Annotated in this window: 20 protein-coding genes; 8 read left to right on the top strand and 12 right to left on the bottom strand. The window is 39.0% G+C overall.

Annotated features, from left to right (window positions below; all coding sequences use genetic code 11):
* Window positions 1-2: 2 nt before the first annotated feature.
* The 4 genes from mdcA to LJY09_RS04045 form a co-directional block, all read right to left on the bottom strand.
* Window positions 3-1,655: a malonate decarboxylase subunit alpha gene (gene mdcA / locus LJY09_RS04060; RefSeq protein WP_154973544.1), complete on the bottom strand. Its 1,653-nt coding sequence runs from the start codon at window positions 1,653-1,655 to the stop codon at window positions 3-5.
* Between the two features lie 37 nt (window positions 1,656-1,692).
* Window positions 1,693-2,619, bottom strand: coding sequence for an ACP S-malonyltransferase (locus LJY09_RS04055; RefSeq protein WP_028412298.1), 927 nt, complete (start codon window positions 2,617-2,619; stop codon window positions 1,693-1,695).
* 262 nt (window positions 2,620-2,881) lie between these two features.
* A complete protein-coding gene (locus tag LJY09_RS04050; protein WP_028412299.1) occupies window positions 2,882-3,838 on the bottom strand; it encodes an LLM class oxidoreductase in 957 nt (318 codons plus the stop codon).
* A gap of 56 nt (window positions 3,839-3,894) precedes the next feature.
* Window positions 3,895-5,094: an MFS transporter gene (locus LJY09_RS04045; RefSeq protein ID WP_014461498.1), complete on the bottom strand. Its 1,200-nt coding sequence runs from the start codon at window positions 5,092-5,094 to the stop codon at window positions 3,895-3,897.
* A gap of 328 nt (window positions 5,095-5,422) precedes the next feature.
* On the opposite strand from LJY09_RS04045, the gene LJY09_RS04040 reads away from it, so the two are divergent.
* From LJY09_RS04040 to LJY09_RS04010, 7 genes are all read left to right on the top strand, one after another.
* Window positions 5,423-5,791 carry a winged helix-turn-helix transcriptional regulator gene (locus LJY09_RS04040; RefSeq protein WP_013055500.1) on the top strand — a complete coding sequence of 123 codons (369 nt, stop codon included), beginning with the start codon at window positions 5,423-5,425 and terminating at the stop codon, window positions 5,789-5,791.
* An 84-nt stretch (window positions 5,792-5,875) separates the two neighbouring features.
* Window positions 5,876-6,055, top strand: a complete 180-nt coding sequence (locus tag LJY09_RS04035; protein WP_028412301.1) for a hypothetical protein — start codon at window positions 5,876-5,878, stop codon at window positions 6,053-6,055.
* Window positions 6,055-6,252 carry a YwbE family protein gene (locus LJY09_RS04030; RefSeq protein WP_013055498.1) on the top strand — a complete coding sequence of 66 codons (198 nt, stop codon included), beginning with the start codon at window positions 6,055-6,057 and terminating at the stop codon, window positions 6,250-6,252. Before LJY09_RS04035 ends, LJY09_RS04030 begins: the two co-directional genes overlap by 1 nt.
* 863 nt (window positions 6,253-7,115) lie before the next feature.
* Window positions 7,116-7,280 carry an aspartyl-phosphate phosphatase Spo0E family protein gene (locus tag LJY09_RS04025; protein WP_080754377.1) on the top strand — a complete coding sequence of 55 codons (165 nt, stop codon included), beginning with the start codon at window positions 7,116-7,118 and terminating at the stop codon, window positions 7,278-7,280.
* A 227-nt stretch (window positions 7,281-7,507) separates the two neighbouring features.
* On the top strand, window positions 7,508-9,187 hold the full coding sequence (gene alsS, locus LJY09_RS04020) for an acetolactate synthase AlsS (protein ID WP_081732846.1): 1,680 nt from the start codon (window positions 7,508-7,510) through the stop codon (window positions 9,185-9,187).
* Between the two features lie 16 nt (window positions 9,188-9,203).
* Window positions 9,204-9,917: an acetolactate decarboxylase gene (gene budA, locus LJY09_RS04015; RefSeq protein ID WP_028412303.1), complete on the top strand. Its 714-nt coding sequence runs from the start codon at window positions 9,204-9,206 to the stop codon at window positions 9,915-9,917.
* A gap of 237 nt (window positions 9,918-10,154) precedes the next feature.
* Entirely contained in the window at window positions 10,155-11,336 is a 1,182-nt protein-coding gene (locus LJY09_RS04010; RefSeq protein ID WP_028412304.1) for an MFS transporter, read from the top strand.
* A 49-nt stretch (window positions 11,337-11,385) separates the two neighbouring features.
* Here the strand turns inward: LJY09_RS04010 and nasC are convergent, their stop codons facing one another.
* Entirely contained in the window at window positions 11,386-13,536 is a 2,151-nt protein-coding gene (gene nasC, locus LJY09_RS04005; protein ID WP_028412305.1) for an assimilatory nitrate reductase catalytic subunit NasC, read from the bottom strand.
* A 19-nt stretch (window positions 13,537-13,555) separates the two neighbouring features.
* Window positions 13,556-15,901 (bottom strand): nitrite reductase large subunit NirB, encoded by a 2,346-nt coding sequence (nirB, locus tag LJY09_RS04000; RefSeq protein WP_228307489.1) that lies wholly within the window; start codon window positions 15,899-15,901, stop codon window positions 13,556-13,558.
* A 337-nt stretch (window positions 15,902-16,238) separates the two neighbouring features.
* On the opposite strand from nirB, the gene LJY09_RS03995 reads away from it, so the two are divergent.
* Window positions 16,239-16,673, top strand: coding sequence for a hypothetical protein (locus tag LJY09_RS03995; RefSeq protein WP_028412308.1), 435 nt, complete (start codon window positions 16,239-16,241; stop codon window positions 16,671-16,673).
* A 51-nt stretch (window positions 16,674-16,724) separates the two neighbouring features.
* Here the strand turns inward: LJY09_RS03995 and lrgB are convergent, their stop codons facing one another.
* The 6 genes from lrgB to LJY09_RS03965 all read right to left on the bottom strand — a co-directional run bounded on the left by lrgB (window position 16,725) and on the right by LJY09_RS03965 (window position 23,424).
* Window positions 16,725-17,405, bottom strand: coding sequence for an antiholin-like protein LrgB (gene lrgB, locus LJY09_RS03990; RefSeq protein ID WP_028412309.1), 681 nt, complete (start codon window positions 17,403-17,405; stop codon window positions 16,725-16,727).
* A gap of 33 nt (window positions 17,406-17,438) precedes the next feature.
* Entirely contained in the window at window positions 17,439-17,873 is a 435-nt protein-coding gene (lrgA, locus tag LJY09_RS03985) for an antiholin-like murein hydrolase modulator LrgA (RefSeq protein ID WP_028412310.1), read from the bottom strand.
* 162 nt (window positions 17,874-18,035) lie between these two features.
* On the bottom strand, window positions 18,036-18,776 hold the full coding sequence (locus LJY09_RS03980) for a LytR/AlgR family response regulator transcription factor (RefSeq protein WP_028412311.1): 741 nt from the start codon (window positions 18,774-18,776) through the stop codon (window positions 18,036-18,038).
* A 1-nt stretch (window position 18,777) separates the two neighbouring features.
* Window positions 18,778-20,529, bottom strand: coding sequence for a sensor histidine kinase (locus tag LJY09_RS03975; protein WP_028412312.1), 1,752 nt, complete (start codon window positions 20,527-20,529; stop codon window positions 18,778-18,780).
* A gap of 106 nt (window positions 20,530-20,635) precedes the next feature.
* The gene (locus LJY09_RS03970; protein WP_228307488.1) at window positions 20,636-22,066 is read right to left on the bottom strand and encodes an amidase; all 1,431 of its coding nucleotides are present in this window, start codon (window positions 22,064-22,066) and stop codon (window positions 20,636-20,638) included.
* Window positions 22,067-22,101: 35 nt separating this feature from the next.
* Window positions 22,102-23,424, bottom strand: coding sequence for an MFS transporter (locus tag LJY09_RS03965; RefSeq protein ID WP_028412314.1), 1,323 nt, complete (start codon window positions 23,422-23,424; stop codon window positions 22,102-22,104).
* Window positions 23,425-23,427 lie beyond the last annotated feature (3 nt).

The following is a 23,427-nucleotide window of genomic DNA, read 5'->3' as shown; positions in this document are numbered from 1 at the left end:
TTTTACCAGCTCCTAAATTTAGCAGGCGGATTATATAAACCATCTGACCATTCTACTAAATCTTCTACACTTTTCGCCGCTAACAGCGAACGCTTTGCTTCCGTACGGCGAATCTGTAAATCTTCCGGAAAAGCCACTAAGCCATCTCTGCGCATTCTTTCCACTTTATTTTGGTTGTGCCGTAACCCTATAGGCGTTACCCCCGCTACTGCTTCAAGCGCTGCTTTTCTTTCTTCCAAGCTTTGTGCTTTATATAAATAAGCAATTCCTTCTTCAGTCACGACATGTGTCACATCATCCCCGTAAATCATGACAGGAGCAGTAGCTAAGTTTGCTTGTTTAGCTACATTTACCGCATCCAAAGACTCAACGAAAACAGGCTCATTTCCTGATTGAAAGGTTTCAACCATTTGTACAACTAGCTTTCTGCCTCTTGCTAATTCATGCTTATCGTTCATCATATCCAACCAAGCAGACGTAGAATGCCGTCGGCCTCTAGGATCATGCCCCATGTTAGGCGCTCCGCCAAACCCTGATAAACGTCCAGATGTGACGGTAGAAGAATTTCCTTCTCCATCTATTTGCAAAGTTGATCCCACGAAAGCATCTACCGCATATTGACCAGCGACTTGACACATCGCACGGTTTGAGCGCAGGCTGCCGTCGCGTCCTGTAAAAAATACATCTGGACGGGCTGCTGTGTATTGTTCCATTCCTACTTCTCCGCCAAAGCAGTGTACGCTCTCAATCCATCCGCTTTCAATAGCCGGAATTAACGTAGGGTGAGGGTTCAGAGCCCAGTGCTTGCATATTTTACCTTTCAGCCCTAACTTTTCTCCATAGGTAGGCAGCAAAAGCTCAATTGCAGCTGTATTAAAGCCAATGCCATGATTTAATGATTGTACGCTGTGGCGCTCATAGATACCTCGAATCGTCATCATAGCCATTAGAATTTGGAGCTCTGTAATATGACGAGGATCTCGGGTAAATAAAGCTTCCAATTGATAAGGCTGATTGGCCACGACGATACAATCAATCCAAGAAGCCGGAATATCAACTCGCGGAAGTTCTTCAACAAGTTCATTTACCTGCACAATGACAATTCCGTCCTTAAACGCTGTTGCTTCGATAATCGTCGGCGTTTCTTCCGTATTTGCTCCTGTATATAAGTTACCTTGTGCATCCGCTTTATCGGCAGCCACTAATGCAATATTGGGAATTAAATCAATGAAAAGGCGTCCGTAAAGCTCTAGATATGTATGAATTTCTCCCATTTTCAACGTGCCATCTTCAATCATTTGAGATACGCGAAGACTTTGAGCACCGGCGTACGAAAAATCAATTTTTTCAGCAATTCCTTTCTCAAATATGTCGAGGTGTTCCGGGCGTGAAATACTAGACATAATCATATGAAGACCGTTTATTTTATCAGCGCTTACTTCATTCAGCGCCTTTGATAAAAAAGATGCTTGCTTTTGATTGTCTCCTTCAAGCACTACTTTATCTCCGGGTGATATAAGCAATTCTAACGCTTCAATAATGTGTTCATTATCCAATAACTTTCCTTTAAGAAGTTGGTCTATTTTCGCAAGGCGAGCTGCTTTTTGATCTCGGCGGGTTGTCCATGATTTTGAAGTTTTTTTTATTCCACTCATGTTCTAGCTCCTTTCTTCTACTCCTAAATTAATGCGCTTACATTTTTTCTTTCTCCATTAAAATTAACACAGATTTCATAGTAGATTCGGCTGCAGAAATAGCCCTTGCTTCCGGAAAGCTCTTAGCAGTCAAATCCGTTAGTACTCTTCCTGGAGCCATTTCAATATATAATCTTGTACCCATTTCATACATAACTTCCGTCATATCATGCCAACGGACGGGCAGGGCAACACTCGCTGCCAGATCTTCCTTAATATCAGCAGCTTTCCATAATTTCCGAGCTTTACAATTACCTATAAAAGGAACGATCGGGTCTTTTCCTTTCACTTCCGTTATTATTTTTCGTAATTCGCTCGAAACTCCTTCCATAAGAGGACAGTGAGAAGGCACCTTTACATGAAGCATTTTGGTTTTCCTAGCCCCTTTTTTAGATGCTTTTTCAAGAACTTCCTCAATTGCTTTTAAGGTGCCAGAAAGCGTTATTTGATCAGGAGCATTTAGATTCGCTACGTAAACAGGAGCTGCATCGGTGGATATTTCATGTACAATAGAGAGAAGCTGATGTTCGCGCAGTCCCATTACAACCCCCATACCATAACCATCAGGATAGGCATTTCCCATCAGTTCCCCTCTTTTTCCCACAAGAAAAAGAGCTTCTTTAAAAGATAACACTTCAGATATAACTGCTGCTCCAAACGCCCCTATTGAATGCCCTCCTACCACGTCTGGCGAGTAACCTTTGTTTTTAAACGATCTAGCCGTAGCCACTCCTGCAATAAAAAGACATATCTGAACATTTTTATTATATTTTAATTTTTCTGACGAATCTAACGATAATACGTCTTGATTTAAAGCCTCACTTGCTTCTTCAAACGTAGTCGTTAATCCCCATTTATTTTTTATATCATGAAGCATACCAGCATATTGTGCACCTTGTCCTGGAAATAGAAATGCAACACTCATCGTGTTTCTCCTTTCGACTTTATATCACCCAAGGAGATAATGGATACTTTTATTATAAAGAACATAGAATCAATAACTCTAATACATATTTCTTATATATCCTATAACTTGAAATCTATATAAAAAGAGAGTTAGACATAACGAAATCAATGGAATCTGGAATCTAAAGATGAGCGAATTGGATAAATGAAAAAATCCGAACGATTCATCGTTCGGATTTTCCTTTAAGTAAACTGCTTTTGTCTCAGCCTCTTTTTGTTTGCTACATATGAGATGGGAAATGCGGAAGCACTTCTTCACCAAGCTCATGTATGACTTCTTCAGCCGGACGCTTACTATCAAAAAGAGCAAAAAAGAGATGGTTAACTCCTATTTCTTTATAAATAGAAAGAAGCTCAATTAATGTATTACGCCCTGCTCGAAATCCTAAACGAATTGGCGTTGGCATTTCATTTGGATCTTCTGCCAAATCTAGATGCATAGGTTGTGTAAAAGGTTTAAAAACGCCTGGATGATAGATATCAACCAGTTCTCTCCACTGTTTAATGGCTTCTGCTTGAAAATGCGGATGACGAGGATAATACATCCAGCCGTCTCCATGCTGTGCAAACCACTCCATATTTTGCTGGCTGTATCCCGTGATCATCGTTGGAATACGTTTCGTTGGCTTAGGAACAACATTTGCTCCTTGAATGGACCCCAAAGCAGACTGGATAGATGGAAATTCTTTATTTAACGCTTCTTCTAAATAATGAAAAGCCTCTGCAAATCGCTTTCCTCTTTCTTCATGAGGAATACCTAACCCTCGAAAATCTGCTTGACGGTCTCCAGAGGATACGCCCATAATCAAACGCTCAGGAAAAAGCTGATCAATGGTTGCCATTTCTTTAGCTACACGAAGCGGATGGCGTAAAGGTAGCACAATAGCAGATGTACTGAGAGCAATTTCTTTTGTTTGACTGGCAAGGTAAGTCAAATAAATAAGCATATCATAAATTTGACCCGTGGCTGGATCGCCAAATGATGGATCTTGAAGAAGGACATCACGGAACCATAAGCTTGTAAATCCATATTGTTCTGCAAGCTGCGTGAGCTCTACTTGTTTCTCCATCGTAGGCGTGGCATACTGATAATTTTCAAGCGGCATATGCAAACCTAACGTTAACTCATTCTCCTTATACATACGACGATACGCCTTATGATGTTGAAATGTAGTCATTTGCTTCCTCTCCTTTTACAGCTAAGAGATCATCGCAAAAGGCGATGATCTCTGTTTTATTTTGCTTTTGCTTCTATTGAGCGGCTCCATGCGGTTAATAAGACCGCTCCTAAAACCATCACTCCTCCAATCCAAGGAGTATGAACAAGACCAATGGAATCAACAATCAGGCCGCCTACAAAAGAACCAATAGCAATTCCAACGTTAAATGCAGCAATATTCAGCGCAGAGGCTACGTTTACTGCTGAAGGAACATACTTTTCAGCTAAGTTCACGACCAGCACTTGCAGTCCAGGTACGTTCATAAATGCCAATAAGCCCATGGCAAAAATCGTAATTGTTCCCGCTACTTTAAACGATGCAGTAAACGATAAAATAACTAAGATAACGGCTTGAATTAAAAACATCCAAAATAATGCTTTTAACGGATTTTTATTCGCAGCTTTTCCTCCAATCGTATTTCCGATGGCTACTGCTACGCCGTATACTAATAGCAAGATACTAACTGCGCTTGGTGCGTATCCTGTTAACTTTTCAAGAATAGGTGCTAAATACGTATAAGCTACAAACGTTCCGCCATAACCTAAAGCAGTAATAGCAAACGATAGTAAAAGCGGCCCGTTTTTCAAAATTTTTAATTGATCACTAAACTTTGCCGGCGGCGCTTCTTTTAAGTTTTTAGGCACTAAAAGAGCACTGGCAATAATGGCAATAACGCCAAGTAACGCTACTCCCCAAAATGTTGCTCTCCAGCCGAAAGCTTGTCCGATAAATGTACCAAGTGGAACACCTGTAACAGTTGCAACTGTCAAACCTGTAAACATTAAAGCAATGGCACTTGCCCGCTTATCTTCCGGCACCAAATCAGCAGCGATAGTCGCACCGATAGAAAAGAAAATCCCGTGTGAAAATGCAGTAATAATTCGTGCTATAAGCAGCAGCCCAAAGCTTGTTGATAAAGCTGCTACTGAGTTTCCTACGATAAAAATAACCATTAATAGCATCAGCAATGATTTTCTGCTCATTTTACTTGTTAATGCTGTTAATACGGGCGCTCCAAATGCAACTCCCATTGCGTACCCTGAAATTAATAACCCTGCTAGTGTAATGGAAATATTTAAATCATCTGCAAGCGATGATAATAAACCTACTGGAACAAACTCTGTTGTCCCGATTCCAAAGGCGCTAATAGCTAGCGCTAATAGCGGCAAAGCACCGCTTTTTTTACTTTGTTGTGTTTGTGAAAGTGTATTCACTTCTTAACGCCTCCTGTTCGTTATAATAACTTTTTATAATAGCTTCTCTTACAGCTGATTAGCTTAGGTACCCTTCATATATTCGCTAACCGGCCATCAACAATTGTTATTATGAGCGATGTAGAACCAAAGAAAAAGTACGCACTTTCAAGTGATATAGGTACCTGGAGGTTACAATAAGCGTAAATACTAAAGTCATGAACTATTGGGTATTCTAAAAAAATGCTTACACCTAGAAAATTCTGCGCTATAGTGGTATGATAAACATCAGAAAAAATGCGAAACCATGCATTTAACCGTTATCTCTAGAACAAGGAGAGTTGTTAACGTGAAAAAATATAATATTCCAGTGGAAGCGGCACTAGAAGTCATTGGAGGCAAGTGGAAAGTCGTTATTCTTTGCCACTTAATTAAAGGGACAAAACGCCCTGGAGAATTAAAAAGAATTATGCCGCGCGTTACACAAAAAGTATTAACGCAGCAGCTTCGTGAGCTTGAAGCAGACGGCATCATTGTTAGAAAAATGTACAATGAAATGCCGCCTCGAGTAGAATATTCTTTAACAGATTACGGATGGTCTTTAAAAAGCATTCTTGATTCACTATGCTCTTGGGGAGAACATCATATTGAAAAAACGTACCCTGATAAAGAAGCTGTACTTATGCAGCCTGTAGAAGAAGTCACTGTTTCTAATTAAAAAAAGCTGACTAGATAGTCAGCTTTTTCATTCCCTTACTTTCTTTGTTTTTTCAGACGATGTACGTATTCAGGAGGAACCTTTATGACAGAACAACTTAAAAAGAAAATTAGCCTTCAAGATGCTATCAAACAGCAGCTTGCTAATAAGAAAAATCAATCTTCAAGTAAAGCTAAGAACGGCAGTACCAATCAAGCAACCAAAAAGCTGACGAGTCAACAAACCAAAAAAACGAATAATCAGCGAAAGAGAACAGGTGTATAATGAACGGACAAAATAGAAAAGACGTAGCCCCTGGAATTGAAGTCGACATTGTTTTAAAAGCAGATCAGCGTTCTGGAAAACTTACACACGGAACGGTCAAAGACATTCTGACCAATTCAAGCTTTCACCCGCACGGTATCAAAGTTCGTTTAACAGATGGACAAGTCGGACGCATAAAAGAAATTTACCCAAATTAAAAAAGCATGTATTTTACATGCTTTTTTAATTTACACTTCAAATAAATCTACTTATCATTTCCTACTTTTGTTAAAATAAAGAAGCACTGTCGTCCCCTTTCTTTCCCTTGGGAACTCACGCAAGGAAAAAAAAGGTGGTGGATAGTCTGAGACGAATCCTCAAGTCATTTTTCCTAGATGCTGAGAATGTTCAGCTCCTAACGGCTTACGTGGAGCTTTTAGGAGCCATAGTCGCTCTTATTTTGCTATTTTTCCAGTAGTAAAATAAGTAATCACCGATAAGTATCGTCTAAAGGGTTCTTCATCCATAAGGCTCGTGTGCTGATTGTCTTTAGGGAATGGTGTTTGGCGGCACTTCCCTATAGTAAAAAGACAGCTTCCTTGCAGAAATGGACAAGGTGTAATCAACTACGGCCGATTATGGGTGCAGGACCTTTTTCTTTATTAGTCTATGTCTTTTTTTTACTTCCCATACACAAAAATAAAAAAACCTCCGAGTTGGCGGTCTCGAAGGTTTTTTCTAGTGAATCGTTTTCGACAAATCCTCATCCGGGCTAACAAGGTTCAGATCTAATAAGATTATGTGATGAATTTCTTCACCTTACAAGTTAAACTTGTCAAAGCTAAGAATTCATTCGCTTGTTAAGAATAACTGAACGTGCGCTCCGGATTGTCATTTTTCCTAGCCTTAGTATATCATATTTGTTGAAAATAGGTAAAAAAAGTGTTCGACAAAGCTTGTCAGCAGCTCTTTACCTATTTCATATTTTTCAAAACAAAAAACATTTTACAAATATGAAGGAATTTCATACTATTAGATAAAAGATAGAAGATAGAAGTATTCTGACTTGGAGAGGATTTCAATGAAGCAACCACAGTTAGAAAAAGAAATTCGAGCCTTACAATCAGATATTTACCAATTAGCTAAGAAAACAAGCAGCTATTCTCACGGTGAGATCTTAAAATTAAGTCAAAAGCTAGATCAAAAAATTGTTCGTTACCAAAAGCTTTTTAACCATACCAAATAAGAGCCGCGTAGGACTTTCACTTGCTATCCCCCAAGTACCATAAACCTACAGATAAAACAGATGTGTTTTATTCGCAATAGGTACATCTCTGCTTCCCTAATTAATTAGGGAAGTTTTTTATTTAGAAAATTAAAACCTTCTCCTTTCCTTTGGTTAGTTGTCATACAAATTGGGTATTCAATCAGTAGGCCTTAAAACTTATTTAAGAAACTTAAAGGAGAGAATGCATGATGAGTAATGCTGATACTACCGAAACAAAAAAAGGCGCCGATTTACTAGTAGAAAGTTTAGCAAGTCAGAATGTGCCTTATATTTTTGGCATTCCAGGAGCCAAAATTGATGGCGTATTTGATGTTTTGAAAGAAAAAGGACCGGAAGTAATTGTTTGCCGCCACGAACAAAATGCTGCGTTTATGGCAGCTGCTATGGGAAGATTGACAGGTACGCCGGGCGTTTGCCTTGTCACATCAGGTCCAGGTGCCGCTAATTTAGCCACTGGCCTTGTCACTGCTACTTCTGAAGGTGATCCAGTGGTAGCCCTAGCAGGAGCCGTTCCAAGAGCAGATCGATTAAAAAAGACGCATCAATCAATGGACAATGAAGGACTATTTAAATCTATCGCCAAATTCAGCGTTGAGGTAGAAGATGCTGCAAACGTTCCAGAAGTGATAACAGACGCCTTTCGTGAAGCTGTTTCTTCTCCTTCAGGAGCATCTTTTGTCAGCTTGCCGCAGGATGTAATGGATGGCGAAACATCAGCTTCCACTCTATCCTTTCTAAAAACTCCTACGATTGGCGCTGCTAATTTAGACGCTGTTGCCCAAGCTATACACACTATTCGCACAGCAAAACTACCTGTTTTACTTTTAGGTATGAGAGCAAGTAAATCTAAAGCAGTGGAATCAATCCGTCAACTCGTAGCAGAACATGACCTTCCTGTCGTAGAAACGTTCCAAGGTGCGGGAGCTGTTTCACGAGAGCTTGAAACTCACTTTTTTGGACGAGTAGGTCTTTTTCGCAATCAGCCTGGAGACGTCTTATTGAAGCATGCTGACGTCGTCTTAACAATCGGATATGACCCAATTGAATACCCTCCTTCTCTTTGGAACTCAGAAAGTCAAAGAAGCATTATTCATTTAGATGATGTACAAGCACAAGCTGACCACCATTATCAGCCGGAAATTGAGTTAGTAGGGGATATCCCAAGCACCATCGACATATTAGCGGATAAACTCCCACATTTAATACGTTCAAAAGAAAGTGCTTCTTTTTTAAAAACGCTAAAAAGCAAACTTGAACAACCTGACGATCAGTACGAGTTTTCTAATGACACTCACCTTCATCCCCTACAGTTAATTGAAGCTCTGCAGGACTTTGTTGAAGATGATACTACCATCACATGTGACGTTGGTTCGCATTACATATGGATGGCTCGTTATTTTCGTTCCTATGAACCTCAGCATTTACTATTCAGCAACGGCATGCAAACGTTAGGTGTTGCTTTGCCTTGGGCTATTTCAGCTGCACTCGTTCGCCCCCATAAAAAAGTTCTGTCCATGTCTGGAGACGGCGGGTTTTTATTTTCAGCTATGGAGCTCGAGACAGCTGTTCGGTTAAACTTACCAATTGTTCACATTATCTGGAACGATCGAACCTACGATATGGTTGGCTTTCAACAGCAGATTAAATATGGCCGAAAATCTGCGGTAGAGTTCGGGAGTGTAGACTTTGTTACGCTTGCTGAAAGTTTTGGTGCCAAAGGATTTAGAGTGAACTCACCAGAAGAATTTTCGGACACTCTAGCAAGCGCTTTTCGTGAACAAGGCCCCGTTATCATCGACGTGCCTGTAGATTATAAAGATAATGAAAAATTAAATACACAGCTACTGCCAGATCAAATTAACTGAAAGGACTGAGTAAAGAATGAGCAATAAAGAAAAATTAACGATTCACCAAACTTCCACTATGATTGCTTTATTGGACGGAGTATTTGACGGTGTTGTCACATACAGGGATTTAGCTAAGAAAGGTGATTTCGGCATCGGCACGTTTAATCAGCTGGATGGTGAAATGATTGCCTTTGACGGAGAATTTTATCACATTGCTGATGGGAAAGCCGCACCTATTAGTGAAGATGCAAAAACACCTTTTGCCATTATGACAACCTTTTATGAAGATATCTCTTATCGTGTAGAAGAGGAAATGAACCGTGAACAACTAGAAACCTTAATGAACGAGCTTATTCCCAGTCCGAATTTATTCTATGCAGTACGCATTGACGGGAAGTTTAAAGAAGTAAAAACTCGCACTGTTGCAAAGCAAGAGAAACCCTATCCTTCCATGGTAGATGCAGCTGCTGATCAGCCTACATTTACATCTTCAGATGTAAATGGAACACTAGCAGGTTTTTACACGCCAGAATATTCTTCAGGCATCGGTGTTCCCGGGTATCACCTGCACTTTATTGATGAATATAAAAAAGAAGGTGGACATGTTTTAGACGTCTCCGTTCAGGATGTTACCATTCAAATTTGCAAAAAAACGAAATTAAATCTCAATTTATCGGAAACAAGTGAATTTCTAAATGCTAATTTAGAAGACCATGATGTAGAAGAAGAAATTGCGACGGCTGAATAAGAAACGATACTTTTACTGATAAAAAAACTCTCATCGCTGCGCATGACGATGAGAGTTTTTTTATGAACACTTCGTGTATCTTTAAGTTTCCTCCCATTTCTATTAGTAATATAGGTCTCCCATAAAACCACGGAAGAAAGCCTAACACAGAATGATACATAAGAAAGAAAGCATAGTATCATAATTACCATATTGCAACAGCTTTACGCTGTATATAAAAAAGGAGGTTTTTAAGCAATGTTTTCTAAACGGCCCTTATCTGTACTTCTTATCTCGACTTTATCTATGATTATTGCTTTTTCAGTATGGTCTGTCTTCGCGCCTATCGCCGCAGATATTCAAGTGATGTATTCATTAACCAACGCTGAAAAAAGTATCTTAATTGCCACTCCCGTCTTATTAGGTTCACTCATGCGGATTCCGATGGGAATTTTAACAGATCGCTTCGGCGGAAGAAAAGTGTATTCGTTAACAATGCTTGCTCTTTTACTCCCTACCATTTGTGCAGGCTTTACTCATTCTTACTCCATGCTGCTCTTTTGGGCATTTTTTATCGGCATGGCTGGAACAACATTTGCTATTTCCATTACATATGTCTCTAAATGGTATTCACCTCAAAAGCAAGGTTTTATTTTAGGAATTGCCGGGATGGGCAACTTAGGATCAGCGGTAGCAAGCTTTAGTATTCCACTTATCTTTTCTTCTTTTGGCTTGCCTTGGGTATTTTGGAGTTTAGCAATTGCGGTAGCTTTAATGGCTCTTTTATTATGGGTAGGAACTTCAGACCACCCTTCTGCTGCTTCTCCTAAAACGTTGCAGGAATCTTTATCGGTATTAAAATTTAGAGAAACGTGGTTTTTGTCCGTTTTCTATTTTTTAACATTCGGTGGATTTGTCACATTCAGCATCTATCTCCCTACCATTTTGCACGATCAATTTAATGCATCAACCGTAGACAGCGGGCTGAAAACAGCTATTTTTGTTGTATTAGCAACGTTTGTACGGCCTCTTGGAGGATATTTATCGGATGTATTCGGAGCAAAAAAAGTACTCACCTTTGTCTTTACCGGAATGCTGCTAATAGGATTATTTATCGCCTTTACCATCAGCTCCTTCGCGCTATTCAGCGCAGGTTGCTTACTTGCAGCCATTACCCTTGGTATCGGAAATGGAGCTGTTTTTAAAATGGTTCCATCTGTTTCAACAGGAAATATTGGAGCTGTTACGGGGATCGTAGGAGCATTCGGAGGAGTAGGCGGCTTTTTCCCTCCTATTGTGCTAGGCTTTATAAAAGATTCAAGCGGAGATTACGTTGTCGGTTTTTCCTTACTAGCGCTTTTTGCTCTATTCTGTCTCTTACTGAATTATTCTGGATTCAAAAAACAAGATGTACGTATTAACCAAAAGCACCTTGCCTGATTCCACGTAAAAAGCCTCTTTTTGCAAGAGGCTTTTTGCATCAGCATTTTTAATAACTGCTTCTTTTTACAGAAGGGCTAATATTCACGGCACTTACTTTAAAGCCAGGCATCTTACAGGCGGGATCTAATTTCTCAGAAACAAGGTTATTAACATTTTGAGAATCCGCCCAGTGAAAAGGAACAAATACGGTATCTGGCCGAATGCCCTCTGAAAATTTGCTTCTTACCACAATCCTTCCATATGAAGATTCAATTTGTACTAATTCTTGATTCGATATTTCATATTTTTTCGCTGTTGAAGGGTGAATTTCCATAAAAGATTCGAAATTTCTAGCAGATAAAGATGCACTTTTTCGTGTTTGTACACCCGTTAAATAGTGTGACACCACTCTCCCTGTTGTTAAATAGAGAGGATATTTTTTCGTTATTTTTGCTTTAGGAACAATAGCTTGATTCGAGACAGGGACCATCATCGCCTTTCCATCACTATGAGCAAAACGTGTTTCAAACAGGCGCTCGGTTCCTTTATCTGTTAAGCTTCTGCATGGCCATAAAATTCCTTTTTCCGCTCGTAATCGTTCGTACGTAATACCGGAGTAATCCGCGATTCCTCCTTTACTTGCTATTCGCAGTTCATTAAATATTTCTTCAGCTGATGAAAACGAAAAATATTCCTCTTTCCCTAAAACTTTAGCAATTTCACATAGTATTTCCCAGTCGTGTTTGATTTCGCCACGGCGCGGAAAGCTAGCTTCGCGCAATGTAACTCTTCCCTCTACATTTGTCATCGTTCCTTCATCTTCCAAATAAGAGGATGCTGGTAAAATTAAGTTTGCTAATTTTGCCGTTTCTGATTCAAACAGATCTGCTACCACTAGAAATTCAAGCTTTTCAAAAGCCTTCTTAACAAAATTAGCGTTTGGATTTGAAACGGTTGGATTTGAACACACCAGAAACAGCCCTTTAATTTCACCGTCATGAATTTTTTCAATCATTTCATATGCAGAAACACCTTTTCTAGGAAGATCTTTCTCCTCTATGTTCCAAACATCTGCTATATACATCCGATGCTCGTGATTTTCGATTGAACGGTAGCCTGGAAGCTGATCTGCTTTTTGACCGTGTTCTCGGGCTCCTTGCCCATTTCCTTGACCAGTAATGGCTCCATATCCGCAGCGGGGTTTACCGATTTTCCCGACAGAAAGTAGAATATTCAAAAAGTTCCGCACAGCAGCACTCCCGTCTGTTTGCTGCTCTACCCCTCTAGCAGTAAAAATCATTCCTGTTTCTCTTTGACCAAACATACGGGCAGCTTGATACATTTTCTCAAGCGGCACTCCCGTTTTTTCTTCAATGACACTAAATTCTAGAGACGCCACATATTGCATTACCTCTTCAAATCCATTAACACGTTCTTGTAGAAATCGTTCATCTAGATAATTTTCTTCGATAATGACCTTCAAGATTCCATTGGCTAATGCCGCGTCGCTCCCCGGTTTAAGCTTCAGGTGTAAATCAGCTATTTTAGTTGTACCTGTCTCTCTTGGATCAATAGCAATAATAAAAGCTCCGTTTTCTTTTGCTTTTTCAAAATAAGGCATAATCGTTGGCTGGCATTCCGCAATATTTGTTCCAGCTAACATAATACATTCAGTAAACGGAATCTCTTGTAAGCTATTCGTAAATCCTCGGTCCATGCCAAATGTTTTACTAGCAGCAGAAGCAGCAGCTGACATACATAAGCGTCCATTGTAATCAATATACTTTGTTTTTAACGCAACTCGAGCAAATTTCCCTAATAAATAAGCTTCTTCATTTGTAATAGAGGCGCTTCCATAAACACCTAGCGCATCTGCTCCATTCTTCTCTTGAATCTCTGTAACGTGCTCTTTAATATAGTCAAGAGCTTCCCTCCAAGAAATCTTTACAAACTCTCCGTTTACTTTTAACAAAGGATATTGAATCCGATCTTTATGCAAAGGATGCTGGTGCGCATTCATTCCTTTGATACATAATCTTCCTTGAGAAGTAGGGTTGTCTCTTCCAATTGTTTTATACGTTTTTCTTTTTACATGTGTTTGTTCAACTAACTGCATTTTGCACTGCATGCTGCAGTAAGGACACTGCGTATTATAGATACGCTCGGTTTCAACTTGCTTTTGCTGCTCACGAAAATATTTCAACAGCATCTCAGTCATCGTAGGTCACCCTTCTTTCCTATAATAAATATGTGATTGCACGAGAGCGTTCTGAGCTGAGCTGCTTCATTAAATACTCTCGATTGTCTGCCTCAAACAAAACTTCTCTGACATGAACAATTCCTACTCGCTCGATCCAGCTGCCGACAGCTTCTAAATAGTTCCCCGTTTCACGGTAATATTGAATCAAAGAACAGCTGATTTCTATCGCTTCTTCGTTCGTTTCGGCCACATAAAACAGCTCCCCGCTTCTGGCTTCTGTGCTGCTTCCGCCAGCATATATTTCCCAACCTCTGTCTATTCTTCTTAATCCTATATCACTTGTTGTGACATCCTCTGTAATGTGAAAACAAGAAGCAATACTGATTTTGATATCGCATGGGGTCTTTACGTATTCAAGCTGTTTGTCTAATTCATTTGATAAAGCAAGAGCAGGTTCATACTGACAAATACACGTCCCTTTTCCTATATAAACAGATACATTTTTAACTGTACGTTCATATAGCTGCTGAAGTCCTCTATCTATTTCCTCACTTATCAACGAAAGATATTCTTTTTTCACTCCAATAAGTTGAATGCGCTGATCACTTGTTAAACGAATATTCGAGATGTTGTACCTTTCAGCTACATTTGCTATGTTCCTTAATTCCTGTACATTTGTCAGACCACCGTGAATTTGCGGTACCACTGCATAAGTACCGTCATGAAGCAAAACGGCCTGTTCATTCTCCGTAGTAAATAAAGAATGTCGATTATTTTCATAATGAGGATTCATCATATTTAAATAGTAATGAAGACCGCCTTCACATAACGAGCAGCCTTTCATGTCTTTAAACTTTAACATTTCTCTTACTTGCTGAACCGTTTCAAATTGATATTGCTGTATTTCTCTTACCAGCTCATCTTCTGATAGATGTGTACAAGCACAAAAGGTTTTTTGTTCAATGTTTTCATCAAATTCATCGCTTTGAATATACGTTAAAAGATCTGTTACAAGGGGCTTGCATCCTCCGCATGAACCAGAAGCTTTCGTGCAATTTTTTATTTCATCTACTGTCGTTAAATCATGTTTCTGTACTGCTTCAATAATACCTCCCTTGGTTACACCGTTACAGTTACATACCATATCTGTAACTGACATAGAAGCTGCTGCATTTTCCTTTTCATATTGAGAAGGAAATAATTGTACTTTTTCCGCTTGCGACAAATCCTTTTTTTCACTAATCATTTGTGATAGCTTTATAGCCTCACTGGTATCCCCAAAAAGAACGGCTCCCACTATTCTCCCTTCGCGAAAAACTACTTTTTTGTATATACCATCTAACATATTCGAAATCGTAATAGCTTTTGCACCTTGATTTTCCTTAAACTCTCCGACCGAATAAACGTCTATTCCTGATATTTTTAACTGAGTGGAAAGAACGGACCCGCCATAACCTTCATTTTTCATTTGGCAAAGGTGTCGCGCTAAGACTTTTCCTTGTTCGTAAAGAGGAGCAACAAGGCCGTATGTCATCCCCCGATGTTCAGCGCATTCACCTACTGCATAGATATCCGGGATGCTCGTTTCCAAATAATCATTTACGATAATTGCTCTATTTGTTGCTATTCCGCTTTTTTTAGCGAGATTCACATTTGGCCTCACTCCTGTAGCCATTACAACTAAATCAGCTGCAATTTTGCTGTTATCATTAAATCGGACGCCTTCTACTCGGTTTTCCCCTATAATCTCATCCGTATGTTTGTTTAATAGAAAACTCATGCCTTGCTTTTCCAATTCTTCTCTTAACATAGCAGATGCTGCTCTGTCTAGCTGTCGCTCCATTAAAAAACCCGAATGATGAATAACTTGAACATCCATTCCTAAATTTAATAGTCCTCTAGCAGCTTCCAGCCCTAACAGACCCCCTCCAATAACCGCTGCTTTTTTATACCGTTTAGAAATTTCAATCATTTTCCGACAGTCTTCGATGGTACGAAAACCGAGGACCCCTTCTTTTTCAGCCCCTTTAACGGGGAGCATATACGGGCTCGAACCGGTAGCAATAATAAGCTTGTCGTACATCGTCTCTCTGTTTTTATCTGTTTTTATTATTTTTCTCTTGGTGTCTATGTGCGTAACACTTTCTCCTTTAAATAAAGTGATATTATTTTCGTTATACCATGCAAAAGAATGAATGTTAATATCTTCAAGCTTTGTACTGCCTTGTAAAACGGTTGATAATAAAATTCGATTATAGTTAACGTGAGGCTCACTTCCAAAAACAGTAATATCAAAACAATCTGGAGAATGAATAAGAATTTCTTCAACACAGCGCATTCCCGCCATTCCGTTTCCGATTACTATCAGCTTTTGTTTCGTCATATAAAAACCTCCAACACATAGATTCAGACCGTAAAATATACATTTTTTATTATTTCATAAACTTCTCTAAAAGAAATGAACCTTGTTATAACTTCTAACATTAAAATCTGTTTAAAGCGTATGAATACGCCGATACCTTTCGCTGAAAGCAGGCTTTTATATAGAAGATTAATCTGCTTTAAAAAGGGGTAGAAAAAAGGATGCTGTGCTTGCATTACCTTTCTCTACGCTTTATAAGTACTCTATATAAAATTTTGTTATCTTCTTTTTGCCTACTATTTATTTATTTTGGAATCAATTATGATAAAAGAAAGAGTCTGAATTGGAGGTTTAAAACATGTCAATAACCGTTCACGCCACTCAGTGGATTCATTTTCAAATTAAATTGTATAACCTTCATTCCAAAACGAGATCGCTTAAAGATCAAAAACTAGAATTACCTCTACCAGAATTCCATCAAAACCTGATCATATTTACATCAGCAGCACGTCATGGCCTTACGTTTGGATATCAAGCCATTCAATGGGATACACCCTATACTTCTTCTCCGATTTACATAGAGCATCAGTCTATTCCGTGGTCCACTTTAGAACAACTTTCCCATAAGCGTATAACCGAACACATTACAGCTATTTTCTTAGAGACAATGTTTTATAGACAAAGTCAATTCAAACAATGTCAATTTTGTTTTGAATTTATCATTCCTGAGAGTCTTTTTGACCATACAACCTGCCAAAACTGCGCATCACGACATTTTGGAGTGGTGTATTAACAAATAAAAGCCTGAAGAAGTCAGAGGTTTTCTGACATCTTCAGGCTTTTATTACATGACTAGCTGAACAAAAAGTGGAATAACGGCAACTGTGACGACACCTACAATAACGACTGCAATACTTGCCATGGCTGCCTCTACTTCTCCCATTTCAATCCCTACGGCTACTCCTAGCGCATGCCCGGACGTTCCCAGCGCTAATCCTTTTGAAATTGGATTTTTCACTTTGAATACTTTTAAAAATAATGCGCCCAGTGCATATACAATGACTGCATTAAAAATAACGGCAAAGGAAGTAATAGCAGGAATCCCTCCAATATCTTGAGACAATGGCAGTGCAATTGCTGTTGTAGCTGCTTGTGGGAGCATTGATTTCATCACGACTTCATCCATATGAATACCTTTAGCAATCGCAAAAATAATCGCTACTGAACAAACTGATCCTACTGCAATAGAAGAAAGAATTTGCCACCAGTACTTTTTTAATTTATCGGCTTGCTTATATAAAGGGATGGCAAAAGCAATTGTTGCCGGTTCTAAAAAGAAGCTGATAATTTTTCCGCCGCTACTGTACTCCTCATAAGAAAAGTGACCAAGTTTCAAAAAAGCAATCCCGAGTACCATTGCCACAAATAAAGGAGTAAATAAGAAAAACCCTTTTGACTTTTTAAATAAATACGTTCCAATACCGTACGCAGCTAAAGAAACCACGATTCCAAAATACGGATTCATCTTTCCAACCACCTTGTCTCTTTATAATTGATATTACGCAATGCCCTGTTTTTTTGTTTTTTCACTCATATCTACATCTTTTATTTCTTCTTTTGCTTTATTATCTTTTGTCATGCCAAGTATAAGCTGTGAAAATAAGCCTGTAACGCCTAACAAAATAATCGTTGCCACGATGATAACTAAACAAATTTGAATGCCGTACTGCTGCATAACACCTAATGAATTCATAACAGAAATACCTGCTGGTACAAATAAAAATCCGATCAAAGAAGTTAAAGCCGTTCCCAGTGATTCAACTTGCTCTAGTTTAATAATCTTCAAGCAGAGTGCAAGAAATAACAGCACAAGTCCAATGACTGAAGCTGGCATCGGAAAAGGCAAATGCTCTGCAATAAAATCTGAAATCAACATAATTACGGAAAAAATAAATGCTTGTGTTAAAAAGCCATACACTTTTTTAGCACTCATTTCTTTCACCTCTCTCTGTTTGTTGACTTCATTATATAAAATGAAAACACATTAGAAAGCGTTTTCAAATCAAAGAGTCGAATATTTGTGCTCACTTACAAAAATCGAGCCTTGAAATGCAAAAAACAGCCTGCTAAAATGCATAAGCAAGCTGTTTCTTACTTAAATTCCTAAACGCTTCTTCAGTTCTTTAGCATATGTACGGCTGACAGGAACTCGCTTATCGTTTTTCATCACTAAATTATACGTGGAATTAAACCATGGCTGTACTTCGGAAATATGATGTACGTTGACGATATAACCCCGGTGCACACGAACAAACGACTGAGAAGGGAGCTTTTTTTCTAGCATAGCCAGCGTATCTGCAGTATGATAGGATTCGCTTATGGTCTGAATGGTAACTTCTCCTTCTATTAGCCCTACAAACAAGATGTCCTCTATATTTACTAACACAATTGAATCGTCTACAGAAATCGCTAACTTTCCCGTTTGAGAAGAAGACTCTCCTATCGGTTCTTCTTCTTTAACAGCGTGATGAGGAACACGCATTTTTTTATATTTATGAATGGCCTGCACCACTCTTTCTTCATCAAAAGGCTTCAAAATATAGTCAATTGCATCTACTTCAAAGGCTTGTAAAGCGTACTGATCGTACGCAGTTGCAAATATAATAGCAGGCGGTTTTTTCATTTTTTTAAGTCTTTTCGCAATATCAAAACCGCTGTCATCTGACAATTGTATATCTAAGAATAATAAATCCGGCTTTTCATCCATCATTTTATCCAACGCCTCTTCGATACTTTCAGCTTCTTCAATGAAGTCTACTTCTTTCGTTCGGTGGAGTAAATATTTTAATTCATCTCGCGCTAACATTTCATCGTCTACTATTAGTACTCGCAGCATATTACATACCCTCGCTTTTTAATTCAATTGGTATAACAAACGAAACTGCTGTTCCTTCTGTTACGTCAAACTCCAGTGTCGTTTCTTTTCCAAACAATCCATGTAAACGTTGTTTAATATTGTAAAGAGCCGTCCCCGTTCCTTTTTCTGAAAAAACAGGCTCATTGCCAAGCAGTTCCAATCGTTTTGTGTCTATACCTTGTCCATTGTCTTTTACCTTTACATATACATATTTATCTTTTGTCTCAATATAAACTTCTACGCGACAGTGTTTTTGTTTGCGCGGAAACGCGTGCCGAATGGCATTTTCCACAAGTACTTGAAGAATAAACGGCGGAAGCAAGACATCATCTAGTCCTTCTTCAATATACATGTCAATTTCGTATTTATTAGGGAATCTGGCTTGTTCAAGCGATAAGTACGCGTGAACATGATCAAGCTCTTTTGATAACGGAATCAGCAGTTGCCTTGCACCTTGCAAATTGGAACGAAAATAAATGCTTAGCTGCAGTAGCAGCTTTCTGGCTTTTTCTACGTCCTGTCTGCACAGCGCCGATATCGTATTAATGGCATTAAATAAAAAGTGAGGATTCACCTGTGCCTGTAAAGCTTTAATCTCCGCATCTTTTAGCAATTTACTTCGAAGCTCTGCTTCGCCGAGCTCTAGCTGAGTTGAAAAAAGTTTGGCCAATCCTTCTGCCAGCTCTTCCTCCACCCGGCTTAACCCACTCGCATCTTTAAAGTACATTTTTAGTGTTCCAATGGTAGTACCGTGAGAAGTAAGCGGCATTACAATTGCGGCATGAAGCGGGCAGTCTTTATGCTGACAATCAATTTGTTCTCTCGATTTTGCTTTCATAATTTTTCCCGTCTTCAGCACTTCGTGAGACAGCCCGGTAATTAAACTGTGCGAAGGAACATGGTGATCAATTCCTTCTCCCACATGAGCTAAAATTTTGTGCGTATCCGTTAACGAAACAGCGTCCGTACCTGTGAAGCGATGAATAATATTTGCAACATTTTCACATGATTCACTAGTGAGACCCTGCCGAAAATGCGGAAGAGTTTGATCCGCGATTAATAATACTTTGTGTGTCTGAAGCGCTCTCATTTGTTCTTCTTGCCGTAAAATGGACTGAATAATAGATAAGAAAATATAGCTTCCCGTACCATTTACAATAATCATTGGAATAGCAATAATACTCACTAGCGTCCATGCCGAATCAAACGGTTTAGCAAATAATAAAATAATCAGCATCTGAAGCGTTTCCATCGCTATGCCTACAAGTGCAGCAAAGCGCGGTGTAATCGTTCGATGTTTTTTCCGGTAGGCATAACCGATATATCCAGTTAACACTCCTGCCAAAACGGATGAAACAGCGCAGCTAAACGCCGTACTCCCACCTAACATAAAGCGATGAACGCCGGCAAGTAGTCCTACTCCTAAACCAACAAAAGGACCGCCAAGCAGACCGCCCATTTCCACACCCATAATTCGCGTATTTGCAATCGAGCTTGATGGATCTACTTTTAATAATAAATCTTCATTTCGAATAATCGTTCCTTGAATTTCAATTCCAGTGTAGTTGCTAATAATGCTAAAAAGAGAAAAAATAAAAATAAGTACAGCTTTTCCCTTATAACCTTGCTGTTTACGGAGAAATTGCCGAAAAACTTTTGTATGTGCTAGCAAAAAACCTATAATGACAATAACTCCGACTCGTTCTACCATCATAATTAATAAATGAATCATTTCTAGCCACCCTTTGCTGTCTGTTTCTATTTTATATTGTTACATTGATGGTGGCAGAAATCTAGCTGAACAAACAGAAAAAAGGTTCAAAAATGAACCTTTTTCTTTAGCTTAACGTTGGCTGTGTTTGAATATTCCATTTTAGTGTAGGGATATGGCGATGTTGTTCAAACGCGTATCCGATTTGATAGAGAGCAGCTTCAGCAAAATGTGGTCCTATGAGCTGCATTCCAATCGGTAGCCCCTCACGAGAATAACCACATGGTAACGACAGCGTAGGCAAACCAAGTAAGTTAGATGGTTCTGTTAAGCGAAGAAGCTCCGAACGAACTAACTTCATCTGATTATCAACTCTTACCTTTTCTTCTCCAATATAAGGAGGTAGAATCGGTAGCGTGGGAGCAATTAAAGCATCTACCTTTTCAAATACTTGCTGAAATTCTTTCCTAGCCTGTAAGCGAATTTGCTGTGCTTTTGCATACTCATCCTCCGTTACTTTTTTACTTTCTTCTAGCCTTTCAAAAACGGGGATCTGATAGTCTTGTCCATTCGTTTCCATTCGCTTCTCATGAACCATATAGGCTTCACTTTGAATCGTTTTCAACTGTGCCCAAGGTGCTTGTGACAACATAGGAAGCTCAATAGCTTTTACACTTGTACCAAGCTCTTCCAAACATTTTATCGCTTCTTTCAAAGAATTTCCAACTTCTGAATCTAAAGCATCAAAGTAGAAATTAGAAGGTACTCCAATCGTTTTTGTTGAAATAGAAGAACCAATGAATCTACTAAAATGTTCGGTCGGCTTATTTACTGAATAAAGATCTTTTGTATCATAGCCGGCAATTGTTTCTAAAAATAAAGCATTATCTGAAACGGTTCGCGTCATCGGTCCTACATGATCCAACGTTTCAGCAAGTGGAAAAACACCATGCTTACTTACTCGACCAAACGTTGGCTTCATCCCTACGATGCCACATGAGGATGAAGGTATACGAATAGATCCTCCTGTATCTGTACCAATCGCTCCATAACATAATCCAGCTGAAACAGCTGCCCCAGAACCACTGCTCGAACCTCCTGAAATCCTCTTCGTATCGTGCGGATTTTTTACGGCTCCATAATATGAAACATCTCCGCTTGGTCCATACGCGAATTCATGTGTATTAAGTTTTCCAATGATAATCGCTCCTGCATGATGAAGCTTCTCTACTACGGTTGCGTTATAGTCTGGCATAAAATTCTGATAGATCTTAGAACCCATTGTCGTTTTTATATTCTCTGTAAATACAAGGTCTTTAACGCCAATTGGAATACCATGAAGGGCTCCCTTATATTCATTATTCATAATTTCTTTTTCTGCTATTTTCGATTGTTTTACTGCTTCTTCATTCATCGTTATAAAAGCATTTAAATCCGGATTAATATCCTCAATACGCTCTAGCAGGTATTTTGTAATCTCTACCGGAGAGATCTCGTTATTTTTTATTTTTAAGGATAACGTTGTTATATCCATGTTTAAAATAGAATCTGAATGCATAAGTATATGCCTCCTCTTTTTACTATGATATAAGGTTAGCTACTTTGTTTAACAGGAATGATAGGCTTAATAATACGCTTTCCTGGCTTCACAAAAATCATGGCTATCATTCCAACAACAGCGGCTACGGCAGCTGCAGTAAACATCGCTCCGTATCCACTAGCAGCTACTAACGCACCTGTTAATGTCGGTGCTACAATCGTGGCGATATTTGTAAAAAAGTGTGTAACACCACCAAACGTTCCTGCTTTTGACGGCTCTGTATCAATAATTACTGTCCAATACACAGAGTTGGGCAAGAAATTAAATGCATTTCCAATTGTCATTAGCGTCAGTACTGCTGCTACGCTGTTAACCGTAGGAATGAAAATAAAACAGAGAGCTGTAAAAAATAGAGAGACAACGGCTAATCCAGACCTTGCTATGCGCAGGCTTCCTGTTTTTTCTCGTAAGTAATCAGATATTTTCCCTCCTAACAGCACGGTGATGCAAGCTCCTGTCCATGGAATCATACCTAAGTACCATAGTGACCCTAATTGAAAATCAAATGTATCTTGCAAATACTTAGGAGTCCAAGTCAAAATTAAAAAATTCACATATTGAAAAGCAAAGTAACCGATAGCGTTCATGACTAACGCAGGATTTTTAAAGAAGTGATACCAAGGAACAGTTTCTTCATTCTGTCCACTTTCTTTCTCAAACTTTAGCAAACCTTGATTGGATCGTATTTCGGCTAATTCTTCTTGAGAAACTCTTTTATTTTCTTCCGGCTGATTAGTAAATACTTTAATCCAAATCGTAATCCATACAAGACCAATACACCCAAGGATAATAAACATCGTTTTCCAATCTGTAAAAGACAGCAGGGCTACTGCAATTGGAGCAGTTAACAGTGCACCAAGCGGCGTACCAAGTAATCCGATAGAAGCAGCAAATCCTCGTTCTTTCGGAGCTGCCCAGTTAGCCATTGTACGATTAATGGTTGAAAAAGTAGGCCCTTCCGCTAATCCAAATAAAACCCGGAAAACAGCAAATCCAGCAATAGCAGACCCACCAAACAAGGCCATCCCTATTTCACCAGCAAAAGCCGTTCCTATTTCAAATACGGACCAAGCCATACCTGCTACAATCCATACAAATTTAGGTCCTTTCTTATCAGCTAACGCTCCGCCAAATAATGCACCAAACATATAACCATATCCGAAATAGCCTAATATCCCTCCCCATGTTTTAGGGTTTAGATTAAACTCGCTTATAATTGCTTCTTGTGCATACGATATAGCACCTCGGTCGATATAATTCACTACGGTCATAAATACGATCATACCCATAATAAAATATCTGTACTTTCCTCTCATTTT

This window comes from Priestia sp. J2 (genome assembly GCF_020790095.1).
Classification (GTDB): domain Bacteria; phylum Bacillota; class Bacilli; order Bacillales; family Bacillaceae_H; genus Priestia; species Priestia zanthoxyli.
Note: the sequence above shows the minus strand (reverse complement) of the source record. Positions and strands in the feature narration are given on the sequence as shown.